Source organism: Kosakonia sacchari SP1 (assembly GCF_000300455.3).
GTDB classification, from domain to species: Bacteria; Pseudomonadota; Gammaproteobacteria; order Enterobacterales; family Enterobacteriaceae; genus Kosakonia; species Kosakonia sacchari.
Window position 1 is genome coordinate 970,573 of the sequence record NZ_CP007215.2, and the last position, 12,245, is coordinate 982,817.

The 12,245-nt window shown below is 43.2% G+C and carries 10 protein-coding genes; 5 read left to right on the forward strand and 5 right to left on the reverse strand.

The features are described from left to right. Nucleotides 1-11: 11 nt before the first annotated feature. A complete protein-coding gene (locus C813_RS27585; RefSeq protein ID WP_017460037.1) occupies nucleotides 12-464 on the reverse strand; it encodes a hypothetical protein in 453 nt (150 codons plus the stop codon). A 1,050-nt stretch (nucleotides 465-1,514) separates the two neighbouring features. Here C813_RS27585 and C813_RS27590 point away from each other — a divergent pair. The 5 genes from C813_RS27590 (at nucleotide 1,515) to C813_RS27610 (ending at nucleotide 7,186) form a co-directional block, all read left to right on the forward strand. Next, on the forward strand, nucleotides 1,515-2,987 hold the full coding sequence (locus C813_RS27590) for a hypothetical protein (protein ID WP_017460038.1): 1,473 nt from the start codon (nucleotides 1,515-1,517) through the stop codon (nucleotides 2,985-2,987). A gap of 609 nt (nucleotides 2,988-3,596) precedes the next feature. Next, complete coding sequence (locus C813_RS27595; RefSeq protein ID WP_017460039.1) at nucleotides 3,597-4,271, forward strand: TIR domain-containing protein; 675 nt, start codon at nucleotides 3,597-3,599, stop codon at nucleotides 4,269-4,271. A 144-nt stretch (nucleotides 4,272-4,415) separates the two neighbouring features. Further along, on the forward strand, nucleotides 4,416-5,588 hold the full coding sequence (locus C813_RS27600) for a toll/interleukin-1 receptor domain-containing protein (RefSeq protein ID WP_158512902.1): 1,173 nt from the start codon (nucleotides 4,416-4,418) through the stop codon (nucleotides 5,586-5,588). Continuing rightward, nucleotides 5,585-6,373 (forward strand): hypothetical protein, encoded by a 789-nt coding sequence (locus C813_RS27605; RefSeq protein ID WP_017460041.1) that lies wholly within the window; start codon nucleotides 5,585-5,587, stop codon nucleotides 6,371-6,373. The genes C813_RS27600 and C813_RS27605 overlap by 4 nt, the downstream gene beginning before the upstream one ends. Nucleotides 6,374-6,583: 210 nt before the next feature. Continuing rightward, on the forward strand, nucleotides 6,584-7,186 hold the full coding sequence (locus C813_RS27610; RefSeq protein WP_017460042.1) for a site-specific integrase: 603 nt from the start codon (nucleotides 6,584-6,586) through the stop codon (nucleotides 7,184-7,186). Nucleotides 7,187-7,322: 136 nt separating this feature from the next. Here the strand turns inward: C813_RS27610 and C813_RS27615 are convergent, their stop codons facing one another. The 4 genes from C813_RS27615 to C813_RS27630 form a co-directional block, all read right to left on the reverse strand. After that, a complete protein-coding gene (locus tag C813_RS27615; RefSeq protein WP_017460043.1) occupies nucleotides 7,323-8,279 on the reverse strand; it encodes an aminoimidazole riboside kinase in 957 nt (318 codons plus the stop codon). 120 nt (nucleotides 8,280-8,399) lie between these two features. Beyond that, on the reverse strand, nucleotides 8,400-9,413 hold the full coding sequence (locus tag C813_RS27620) for an OmpG porin family protein (protein WP_025263858.1): 1,014 nt from the start codon (nucleotides 9,411-9,413) through the stop codon (nucleotides 8,400-8,402). Nucleotides 9,414-9,425: 12 nt separating this feature from the next. Beyond that, a complete protein-coding gene (locus C813_RS27625; protein ID WP_025263859.1) occupies nucleotides 9,426-10,919 on the reverse strand; it encodes a glycoside hydrolase family 32 protein in 1,494 nt (497 codons plus the stop codon). A gap of 15 nt (nucleotides 10,920-10,934) precedes the next feature. Then, the gene (locus tag C813_RS27630; protein ID WP_017460046.1) at nucleotides 10,935-12,122 is read right to left on the reverse strand and encodes an OmpG porin family protein; all 1,188 of its coding nucleotides are present in this window, start codon (nucleotides 12,120-12,122) and stop codon (nucleotides 10,935-10,937) included. Between the last annotated feature and the right edge of the window lie 123 nt (nucleotides 12,123-12,245).

A 12,245-nucleotide genomic window follows, 5' to 3' on the forward strand; every position in this document is an offset into this window, starting at 1 on the left:
CGCTTTTTAAGTTAAAAATCTTTCAGGTTGATATCGAAATAGGGCGTCAATATCAGCTCTTCAAATAAATTATATTCGTGGTGCGGAACCTTAACAAAAGTTGAGTTGTGATTAGGTGTCCACCATTTCTCGACGCCATAATACGCCTCTCTGGCATTGGCTTTGTGGATCAGCCGGAATGGTCTGTCCATCCAACCATCACTGTGTTTTGTGAAATAGTTAACCGGGCCAGTGAACTGACCAAGCAGGTATACACCCTGATTACCGTGAGTCAGGTAGAAGTAATCACCAATCGGAGCGTTTACAAACTCCTCTGCTTGGCTGACGGAAGACTGCCCTTTACCAGCGGTCGTGCGGTGAATGTAGACGAGCTTTTCATCAATACATTCGACCATATCCAGGAATGAGAACTCCTTCCAGCCATGTGACAGCTTCCAGAAATTGGGCATCAAATCGGTATTCATAGGCCTCTTAACCTGACGTTGTAAGTGATCGCAATCTGTTGAAATACGGGTTGATCATGATGACCATTCTGACGCTGAATACCCATGATCGCAACAAGGTTTGTTGATGAGCTTTTCACTGAAATCGTGCAAAGAGGATATCGGGAGGGTATGTAGATGCGTTAACTCGCCTAGTTGCTGAAAATGGGTGATCAACACTACTCAGCACTGGCAGGCCAACCATGGCGAAAACATTTGGCGCTTTGGAAAAAGTGATTGAGTGATTTAGTGATTGCGGCTTTGTAGGCGAACCTGGTCTCTGACTGTGCAATTCTGCATTCAGCGCTGAGCCGGGTTGCGGTTCTTCAACAGTAATTCATAAGCAAGGGGCTGTATTCCGCTTCGTCATCAGTCTGTTGTATGGCGACCAGCCCGGCAGATTCACAGGCCAGTTACTTCGCTGATTGATTGTCTAACAGGCAGAACCGAAATGAGTGATCTGCAAAAAATCATCCTTCCAGACCGTCCAACGTTGTCGAATTTTGGTGTGGCGGATCGGCAAACTACCGGTATCGTTTTGGGTCAGATCTACACCTCGTATAATGGTAGGGGAAAACCGACGATGACTTTCCCTGACTCTGACAGTTGCAAGGATCAGCGGTTTAGAGCAAATTCGAGGTTTCAAAAGAATAAAATCCAGAAAATAACATGTATCAACAACCGCTGTGGAATAGTACCGGGAGGAAGTTGCACCGCTTAATAACCGGTAACGTTTTACGTATCCGCTAATCCCATTCTGGCTAAGCTGATATTTATTCGCTATTTGCGTCTACAAGGTATATAGACGTATCTATTATGCTCTATATACACTCTATCTCTGTATTATTGTATATATGTCATTACATACTATAGCCATTATCCAGTATCAGCTATCATGAGGCTCCAGTCTCCAATATTATTATCATCTAATAACCATCTGAACCTTGTTGGGTTCACGTAAGGTTTGAGTAATTCAGCTGTAAATAAATGGGGGCAGGGCATGGGGCTTTGATCTCTATATACAGGTGAATTATGAAGCCATACATTACGTACAACAATATTCTTGTCACAGATTCAACGCTGAATTATTTCAAAGAAGTTGTTTTCAGTATCCCTTATAATGGTGTGCCAAGTCTACGGCGCCCTTTTTATCGTAATATTGCAGCATTTCTCCAGCACGTTATTTGTGTTGCTACCTGTAGTCGCAAGAACAGGAAAAAAGCAAAGATTAAGGCGAATAAAAAATGGTCTTATTCTGTGCCAGTATCCTTTGAGCTGGGTAGGGCGAAACTCCCTGGAGTATTCAAGAAAAGTGGGCCGACCAAGGAGCGTGCAATGGAGGCACTGGTATGCGCGGGAATTATCAAACTAACCGGGTATTCCAATGCTCAAAGCTCTTGCCGGGAATATGCTGTATCTCAACGTTTCCTGCGTAAGTTGTTTGGCAACGACAGAGAGGCATACCTTAGCCGTAAGGATCGCTACCATTATCTGACTGACATTTTCACCAAGCGTGAAAGTTACTCATTTGATGAACTGATTGGGATTGCCATTGATCGAGGGCAACATGCCAAACATGAGCAGTCTAAACGCGATATCCCTAACGCTGCCTTCAGGGCGTTGGTAGTGGGGGTCTGGAACAATCTTGAGCCGCTTGAAATCAATCTGGATGCACTGCTGGATTACTATAACGAGAATCCCACTACGAAGAATAAAGTATTCATTTTCAATTTCCTGTCGAGACTGGCTGAAACTGGCGTGGAGATGGTGAAAGAGTCACCGTTAATGGTGGCTTACAGGCAATCGTATAAAACTGCGTACATTGGCGGGAGATCCTTTGAAGTTGGTACAGGCTTTCAGAGCTTGCCCTCTGCCATGAAGTGGGCATGTCTGGCGCGTGGTGTCAATTATGATATCAAGGGATGCCAGTTTGAGATTCTGCGGCATGAGCTGTTGGGTATTGGCATTTCGGCAGAGTCCCTTGAAGTACTGGAAACAAGCTATATCTGCCGGGTACTACGTATTGCGGAAGAACTGGTTAAGCAATTTCGGTTTTCCAGTGTATTCAATGCTGGTTTTGTTACCCTATCACTTAAATCCAGCACAAGACGCTTGTTGAATCGTGAATTAGGTGAGGCAGAGGCTGAAAGAGTCTTGAAGCAATGGAAACGCCTTCTGACGCCTTTACGGCGAGATTTGGCTTTTTTGCTGGATAGTTACGAGGCCAAAGCAAAAACCAATCATTACGGTAAATGCGTTACTAATGCGGTAGGGCAGCCTTTCAACATCACCTGGAAAGATAAGGCATCACGTAAACGCTGGAAGTCGGATGTGATGGGCCGAAAATTGTTGTCGCACATGTTACAGGGTCTGGAAAGCCGCGCTGTATATGATTACGTCATCAGCCACAAGAGCGTTTGCGCACTGGAGCAAGATGGATTTGTTTCATACGAAGAAGTAACTGACTGGGCTCATCCATACCTTTTGATTGAGAAAAAGCATTAAAGGGCCATTCAGTTAGCTGAGGCCCATCACCGGTTGATAAACTCAGCGTGATGACCTCTTTCCTAGGGATCAACATAGCCAGAGATAAGGAACGTCTGCTCTGTGCCAACAGCAGACATTGCTCAAAACTTGCGGGAACATGTCATAGCTTATTTTGCATAGGCTTGAGTTAATAATACCAATGAGAATTAACGTATTATTGATCTTAAGTTAAGGCTGCAGGGGGATTAGAAATTCTTGTAAAAGAATTTCGCTTGCAGATCTGTAATCTTCTGGAAATAATCAGCGTCATTAAAGCCTCCCCTCTGACGCACTTTACAAGCAAAGTACATTGTGCTAGCGATTAAATTTTGTTATTGATAGTAAAGAAAAGAAGCCAATCGGCAGATGGATGTATAAAAAAATCATGATAAGACAGCAAAAAATCTTAACCTTATATAACCTTGCTTCCTGTCAATAAATATAGCAGGAATTGTTCATGACATATTTTATCCTTTCTATTAATATCCACTGAAAACATTTTCATAGTTAACAGCAAGATAAAACCCAAATAAAAAGGATGTCTTTTCTGTAAGACATCAATCAACATCACAAATCTGGGGCAATAGAATGGGCCATAAAATATTCGTAACATACAAGTATGCGGATGATAAAGTTCTTGAGTTGGATAATGAAGAAACAACTGCGCGCACCTATGTTGATAAAATTCAGGAAATATTAAAAGATAAAAACCATATAAATAAGGGTGAAAAGGATGATGCTGATTTAAGCGATTTCAAAGACGACATAATTCAAACTAAACTCGGTGATAAAATATTTGATAGCTCAGTTACGATCATCATCATATCTAAAGGAATGGTTAATCCCCACGAATTAGAAAAAGACCAGTGGATGCCATGGGAAATATCATATTCACTAAGGAAGAAAAAACGCGATGACCGCACATCCAATCCCAATGCTCTTCTTGCAGTAGTGTTACCTGATGAATTAGGAAGTTATGAATATTTCATAGTTGAGAATTCATGCCCGCATTGTAAGTGCAGGACATTGAATACAAATAGTTTGTTCAAGATCATGAAAGATAACATGTTCAACATTAAGCAACCTGAATATTCTGACTGCGAATATCACTCTGAAACTTCTAAAGTGTACATTGGGAACTCTTCATACATATACTCTGTCAAATGGTCAAGCTTCATCAACACCCCCGATTTATACATTGAAAAAGCAGTGAAAATTTCAGGAGAAATAGATAAATATAATATAACCAAGGTTGTCGAATAGAAACATTCTAACTCTGGTTATGAAAAGGAAAAATGTAACTTTTACCCTTACCAATACGCATGCACAATCATAAACTTAACACCTAAAAGATAAAAAATGATCCTAATTTTGCATAATACAATCAACAGCATACTCGCTGAAAGAATGAAAAACATTATTCTTAATGCTTTTCAGAATCACGTATCTGTTATGACTATGTCTGAATCGAAAGTTAGCTCGTGGCCTTGCGAAGAAGAATGGAATGATTTATTGATCGTTCTTTATGATCACAGTCAATTTTCTGACGATGCTGATAAATTTGTTAGATCTTATCTGGAAAATAGACCCGATACCGCACTAGTACTTCCTATTGCTTTAGAAAGTACTTGTCCCGTCCCACCAAAAGCACTCTCTCAATTCAAAGCGCTACCATATGACCCGAACAACGTTCTGGAATCTGAAAAGATGATTATCTGTCGTGCAGGTGCAATGATGGGTTTACGCCTACAGGGTCGAGACACAAAGATATTTATTTCCTATCGCGCTCAAGATGGAAGAGATATTGCTGAGCAATTGTATCAACATCTTTTAAATCTGGGGCACAAACCCTGGCTAGATGAAGCTAAAGAATTTGATGGCTATACAAAAATTCTACCTGGAGAACCGGTCCAGATACAAATTGAAAAAGCTCTGGACAATGCAAATTTGTTGCTCCTGATTGACACTCCAGCGTCACCAGAATCCAAATGGATAAAAGAGGAAGTTGACATTGCTGATGGAAAACTAATCCCTATTCTTCCGATCGTATTCAGACCAAAATCAGACCGTAAGAAAGGACCGCGCTTCCGTACTTTACTGAGTTTGCAACGCTGGCTTGAGGTTGACTTTAATACACCTCCAGTTAAAACGATTTTATCGCCAGTTGATCTTGACAATATCGTATTAGAATTAGAAACTTATCTATGCGATATTTTTATTAGAAAATGCCGTATACCTTTCAAGGTTAAAAAGAATTTTCTTAACGCCGGATACGACTGGTGTGCTTTAAACCAGTCTCTTTCAGTATATAGGTCGCAACAACAGCGTAATGCAAGAATCCGAACAACGGTTTATAGTCATTGTTCAATTTACTCTATTATTTACCCACCATCTTTCAAGTACTTCAAAGATTTTATTTCCAGTCAACCCCATGCTAATTATTCGCTTTTCATCTATGATGGTGATCTATTGTCGGATGATGATCTCTCTGAACTACTGGATGCCGAAACGATAATATTGCATCACCAGGAAATATCAGCACTCTTGGCATCAAATTTTACAAAAGTGGGTAATGCATGAGTAACATTCCGCTGAATAATTCTAAGTTAAATGTATCGCTTCAAGGCCTTGAGGTTGGAATATCAGGGGCCATACCAGAACGCAGTAACTGGTCAGAACCAGCAATGGATCGTGGAATCCTTGAATTTGTTTCTCTTTTTAGTGGGTTAGTGTTTAAGTATGGAGGACGTGTTATTCATGGAAGTCACCCCAGTTTCACACCGATTATCCTTAGACAGGCTCGCCTGCATGCTATTAATTTTGATAAACCTCCAGTAACTCTTGTTATGTCCGACTTATGGTTTTCTGACTATTCAGATGAAAATATTCAATCATTGACCGATGTCGCAGAACTCATCATCACTAAAAAGTTTGGTGATGGAGATATTTCCGATCCGACAACCAGAAATCATAGTTTAACCGCCATGAGACGAGTATTGATTTCCTCTCAAAACTTGATGGTTACTGTTGGTGGAAAAATGCATGATAGGGATGGTTTTAATCCAGGTATTGCCGAGGAAATGCATCTTGCAGAAATGCTAAGAATACCTCGATACCTTGTCGGGGGATTGGGTGGGTACGCCAAGGAGCTAGCAAAAGAGTTAACTCCCGCATCGTTAAATAATCTTCTTTCCAGAGAAGAAAATGTAGAACTCTTTGGAACAAATGATGTTTCATCTTGTGTCCAAATCATCTTTGAAAATTTATGTCAAAAATACTGGGCTGATAGTTCACTAAATTTGTCGCTCACATCTCTTGATGAAGTGGAGCATTTAATAGACAAAAAAATACCACCATCCGCATAGGAAAATAATCAATAACTCACTCTTAAAATCAGCATGTTATAGCTATGTTGACCGAGCATATTGATTTTATCAATGTGCTCCTTCAATGAAAAGTCATCTTAAATGACTCTGAACTGTCAGTTAAAATCGTTGCAATTCATTGTGAACTTCCGTTCCTCGCTCATAAGGGACAACCATACTCAAATCTCCCACATTGCAGGAGATTTGAGTATGAACACGTCACCGTGGAACAAAGACTGTATCATCGGCCAAAAAAGACCACTTCAGATATCTCATATCTGGGGGATCCGAATCCGGCTTGAACTGGAAGGTAAAACGCGCGATTTAGCTCTGTTCAATATGGCCCTGGACAGTAAGCTTCGAGGCTGTGATCTGGTCAAACTCAAAGTATCGGATGTGGCATATGGTAGCTCAGTTTCAAGCAGAGCAACGGTGTTGCAACAGAAAACCGGTAGCCCTGTGCAATTCGAGATAACCAAAGGGACAAGAGAAGCTGTTGCTGCATTGATAAAGCTTGGCAATTTGCACAGTAAAGACTTCTTGTTTCGGTCTCGGGTCGGAACTAACCAGCACATTTCAACCCGGCAATACAACCGAATCTTTCATGGGTGGGTAGAAAAGCTTGGTCTCGAAGATTCGCTTTACAGCACGCATTCCATGAGAAGAACAAAACCTTACCTGATCTACAAGAAAACCAAGAATCTCCGGGTGATCCAACTTCTGTTGGGTCATAAGAAACTGGAAAGCACAGTCCGTTATCTGGGCATTGAAGTCGATGATGCGTTAGAGATCTCTGAATCGATTGAAGTCTAAGGTTGTCAGGGCTGCAACAGCAGCCCTGTGCCAGGAACGGACATAACAATCACTATGTCATTTCAAAGTATGAGGACAGGACAAACAGTCCCGGTGGCTGACACCGGAACGTTACATGCAGGGACGTGGCTGGCGCTCAATTAGACAACTCTTTTATCTCATACTCCGGCAAAGGAAATTGTCTAATAAATGTTTTCAGCGTTTGGCTATCCGGGAGCGCGGTCAAGGCACCTTTCTGGGTTGTCGCCAGTGCGCCACAGGCGCTGGCCTGCGTCATTGCGTCTTTGATTTGGTCAAGGTTCTGCGGCATACCAGTGCGTGCCACATATGCAAGCAAGCCCGTCAGAAACGCATCTCCCGCTCCCGTTGTATCGACGCTATCGACGAGGTAGCCATTGAAATGAATGACCATGTCGTCACGGAGGATCATGGCACCCTGCGCGCCATAGGTTACAACTTTCAGATGTGCTGGCAGCGTCTGAAGAAAATCCAGTGCGAGGCTAAAATCATGCGTGTCTGCCAGCCAATACCACTCTTCTTCAGATAATTTCAGGATATCAACCTGTCGCGCGAAATGGTGTACAACATCGCGCATTTTCTGCTTATCACTCCACATTTGCTCACGTAAATTCACATCAAAACTCAGCAAGCCGCCACTCTGCTTTATTTTCCTGATCGCCGTAACTAACGTATTGCGACAGGCTTCAGCGACCAGCGCCAGAGAGCAGAAATGCAATATTCCTGCACTTAAATCGGGGAGTGCTTCAGGCGTTAAAAACTGATCTGCAGAAGGATTTGTAAGAAATGTAAATCCACGTTCACCATGATTATTCAGGGAAACTAGTACACTACTGGTTCTGTGGTGGGGGTCCATCTGCATACTCTGGACAGACACTCCCGCTGAGCACAGGGTTTTCTTCAGAAAATGACCGAAATCGTCGTCACCGACCCGGCCGATAAATCCACTCTGACAGTTCAGACGAGCAGTTCCAATCGCTACATTGAAGGGGGCTCCTCCGGCACAGGCCTGATACTGCATATCTGAAAGCGGTAAGAGATCAACAACCGCATCACCAAGAGTCCAAATGTTCATGATATTACCTCAAAAGTATTTAGTTATTCTTACCCTGGAATGAACAGCGATGGGGAAACGTATATCCTGGCAAGGCTATATACGATTCCTTTACTGCACTGGAATTAAATAAAAATGATTTTAAAAATTGTAATCCAGCATGAGTTTATAGTCGGTGGTGATGGCATCACCGTTAGTTACCCAGCTTCCACTCTGATTAATTAATGAGCCAGTTATTTCTCCAGAAACAGTAAACCGGGAAGTCAGAGGGTAATTTGCCGAAACTTTAAGAAAACGGGATCTCGTATTTTGGAAGACTTCGCCATTTTCACGCTGGGCATTGTTTTTCTTATAATGTCCATATCCCCCGCTGAATGTCGTTGATAATTTCCCCCAGTTGTGCCAAATACCCATTGAGGTCGTCCAGGTTTTATCATCGATATCACCCCACTGCGCTCTGTCTAATACAGAGGAGGCAAATTTCTGACGTAACCAGATACCGGTAGTGTTATTGATAATATATTGAATCCCGGGCTCAGCCTGAAATGAACGGACGTCACGGTCATTTTGTGAACCTCCGCTACGACGATGATCAATCTGTTGGTAAAGATAATTGAAGACCGAAAAATTGTCTGTTACACGCAGATCGGTAAAGAATTTGACGCGTGCCTGCCAGCGATCCTCAATTGAGGCACTTCCTCCCATAACGTCCCAGCCATAGCGCAGACGTTTGTAGAAATATTCATGGCCGACGATGAGTTGTGTCCACTGGTTCTGGCTGAGATAGGTCTGGTTTTCCCATGTTCCATTATAATTTGTGGTTCTGCCTTCTGAAAATGCCAGATACCAGCCGGGTAAAGCGTCATTACGCATAACTCCCTGAACGAAAGTGAGAGAATCATTTCCGCTGTGGAAATGACTGTTTCGCCAGTTATTATCTTCGATTGCATATTTCATTTTAAGCTGACCATGAACGCGTCCGCCTGCAGGATTAGAGGAGCGTGTTGATGTCCACATGACGTCTTCATCCAGATAGGACCACGGATCAACGGCAATGACCTTGCCCGATAAATCCTTCATGATGCTCATGCTTGCATTTGCCAGCGTCGGGAGCATAAGTGAAAAAATAACAGCCAGGGCATGATGATTTTTCATAATAATATCCCTTTAGATCATTTCTTTAAATTGCAATTTTGCGTGGAGACTATCTTGTTGAGGCAGACTGATGCTCCAGGGTTTGTCCGGCATGGAATACATCCGGGTGCTAAATGCCGCTTTGTCGTTAATATAAAAAACGGCAATTGAGTTCTGTATAAGCACGCGGAAATTAATTTTTTCACCGAGCGGAATATCAACCCAGGATTCAGCGTTACTTTGGTTAATCGATGCCAAAGGAGAATTAAAGAAATAGACTTTACCTTTACTCCTGTTGAACACAACATTCAGCGTCGCGTCACTCACCTGGTCATCTGTCAGCCCAAAGCTCATGACCATTCCCGAAGAGGGAATATCCACCGTTGCGGACAACTCTCCACGCCTCGGTAAAGAGGGATAAATAGATGAATGTAATGGGCCAAATTGCGTTGACGTTTTGAGCGTTTTAACAGGCAGTATCGTCTGAACCTGCCCACGGTTATCTTTTATCGCTTTCTGAAGCTCTCGTGGCATAATGCTGTTGAGCTGACCTTTTGTGTCAGCAGTCAATTCATGTACGACCAGGTTTCCTGCCCAGTCGATATTCCCCCTGTCATTGTTTCCCGCTTTAGTTGGGATCCAGCCGAAAACAAATAAACGACCATCCTTAATAGCCAGTTTACCGGCATAAAAACCGGAGCCATCGACAACATAATTATCCAGCTTATGCCACGGTCCTTCCGGATTATCTGCAACGCGATACTGCGTCAGACGCAGTGGCCACTGATCGCTGAAGCTCAGATACCAGCGCCCGTTAAAGAAGACAAGTGTCGGGCATTCAAGATTTGAATTACTGGTAATGGTGTCATTGTCAAAAAATACACCACGGTCTTGCCAGTTTTTTAAATCCGTTGAGCTATAACGCGCGATAATGCCGCGACCGTTGCTGCGGGTCGTGATCAGCATCCAGTACTCTTTCTTCTCTTCAACCCAGACAACGTGAGGATCGCGAAAGTCATTACCGCGATAGTTATCGCCCGGGAGGATAGTGTCCTGTGGATGTTTCACCCAGTGAAGACGATCTTTACTGGTGGCATGCATGACGGATTCAACCGGAAAGACGTTTTCATTATGGGCGGTATACCAGGCGTGCCAGGTATCGCCCACTTTGATAATGGAGCCGGTACCCAGGAGCAGCTCTGGATTATTGACGTTATTAACGTAAGGAATGACTTCAGAATGGTTCTGATAATTATATAAGTTGGCGCTGGTGAGCAGGTGAATCGCATGGACCCCTAAATCGCTGCCGCCGCGCACGTCATTAAGGTAAAAAATATTAAATACACCTTCGTTATAAACAGGCATTGGATCACCAACAAATGACCCCTCGACACGAGGGAAAAAGCCATTAACCTGGGTGATACTTTTGTTCTGTAATGTTTCTTTAGACATCTGTGAATATACGGGTGTATTTCCACCAGAAAGTACCAGCAAAGCAACGACAGTCGCTGAAATAAAAGTTCTCATGCTATCCCCTGAGTATCAGAAGTTATAAGTAACACCAACTACGGTGAACGGATTCCAGGAGTGCCCTGTATACGTCCAGAGCCCTGCTTCTTTAGTAAATGACGCTTTGAATTCGCCATAAAGGCGAACCTCACCAAAGACGGGATAGCTGATGGTGCCGCCAATAAATTTGTAGCGGCCATCGTAAAAGAGCTCCTGGGCATTACTGGCGTTCTCAATTTTGTCCTGTCCGAAGCCGATATACATTGACGTTAACAATGGATACCAGTTTCGCCAGAACCCGGCAGTCATTTTCCACTCCTGCTCAACAATATCGCCCCAGCTTTCACGCACCTGCCGGTTATAGTAATAGTAAGGACGTAAATACAAACCGAGATCCGGATTCACTCGGTACTGGATTGCAGGTTCAGTCTCAAAAATATACTGCTCAAGGTCGCTATTACCCGGTTGATTACCCTGCGGCTGATATTCGCCATAAGCATATCCGGCAATGCTCCATTTATTGGACAAGCGTAAGTCCTGCCAGATCTTAAAACGGTTTTTCCAGCGTTTGGTTGCCGTTTCGGATCCGACCATGACTTCTGTACCAATATTCCCTCGCCATGTTTCAAAAATATGCCCGACAAAGAACTCATTAATGGTATTGGTGCCGCTATAATCCTGATTGCTGAACTGCCCTTTATAGTCATCTTCCCTGGCATTCCAGAAACCGAAATACCAGTTTGGTAATTCATCATGCCTTAAAAAGGCCTGAATGGTGGCAAGCTTAAATTTCCCGCTATTTTTCTTTGAATTACTCCAGCGAACATCATCAATTTCAATCTGGCTGCCGACGTTTCCGTGCAGACCGCCTGCCTCCATATTCCGTCCGATACTGTTCCAGTGAACCGGCGGGGCTTCCTGCCTTAAGCGTAACAGGCTTACATCTTCAGAATCATCCACCGCATTGTTCTGGTAAGTGTTTTTGCTCTCTGAAGGCTGCGCCACAGTGGAGGTAGTGAGGCTCTGTACGGCTGCTGTGTCTCCAGCTACAGCAGAGGAAGGTTCGCGCACAGTTACATCCTGAGATCCGTTTTTAGCGGCGGAATTACTGTGCTGCTGGTTTTCAGTCTCATCCTGAAAATAGCTTTGATAGTTCCCCGTATAATCATCCGGTATCTCAGCTTTTTTTTCAGCAATGGCGGGAAAAGTGGCAAAAGACAAAAGGAGTGCCAGGGTTGTTTCCCTGTAAGACGAGTTTGTCCTGCTGTTAATTATGTCTTGAGGTTGTTCTGCTCTTTCATCCATTTTTCTATCTCGTTATTCAGAAAATATAATGCCAGCCAG

What these genes read in the sequence shown, in the direction of transcription:
- C813_RS27605 (WP_017460041.1), top strand. Translation starts at nt 5,585, where the DNA reads ATGAGTAACATTCCGCTGAATAATTCTAAGTTAAATGTATCGCTTCAA.
- C813_RS27615 (WP_017460043.1), bottom strand. Translation starts at nt 8,279, where the DNA reads ATGAACATTTGGACTCTTGGTGATGCGGTTGTTGATCTCTTACCGCTT.
- C813_RS27625 (WP_025263859.1), bottom strand. Translation starts at nt 10,919, where the DNA reads ATGAGAACTTTTATTTCAGCGACTGTCGTTGCTTTGCTGGTACTTTCT.
- C813_RS27610 (WP_017460042.1), top strand. Translation starts at nt 6,584, where the DNA reads ATGAACACGTCACCGTGGAACAAAGACTGTATCATCGGCCAAAAAAGA.
- C813_RS27595 (WP_017460039.1), top strand. Translation starts at nt 3,597, where the DNA reads ATGGGCCATAAAATATTCGTAACATACAAGTATGCGGATGATAAAGTT.
- C813_RS27620 (WP_025263858.1), bottom strand. Translation starts at nt 9,413, where the DNA reads ATGAAAAATCATCATGCCCTGGCTGTTATTTTTTCACTTATGCTCCCG.
- C813_RS27585 (WP_017460037.1), bottom strand. Translation starts at nt 464, where the DNA reads ATGAATACCGATTTGATGCCCAATTTCTGGAAGCTGTCACATGGCTGG.
- C813_RS27590 (WP_017460038.1), top strand. Translation starts at nt 1,515, where the DNA reads ATGAAGCCATACATTACGTACAACAATATTCTTGTCACAGATTCAACG.
- C813_RS27600 (WP_158512902.1), top strand. Translation starts at nt 4,416, where the DNA reads ATGAAAAACATTATTCTTAATGCTTTTCAGAATCACGTATCTGTTATG.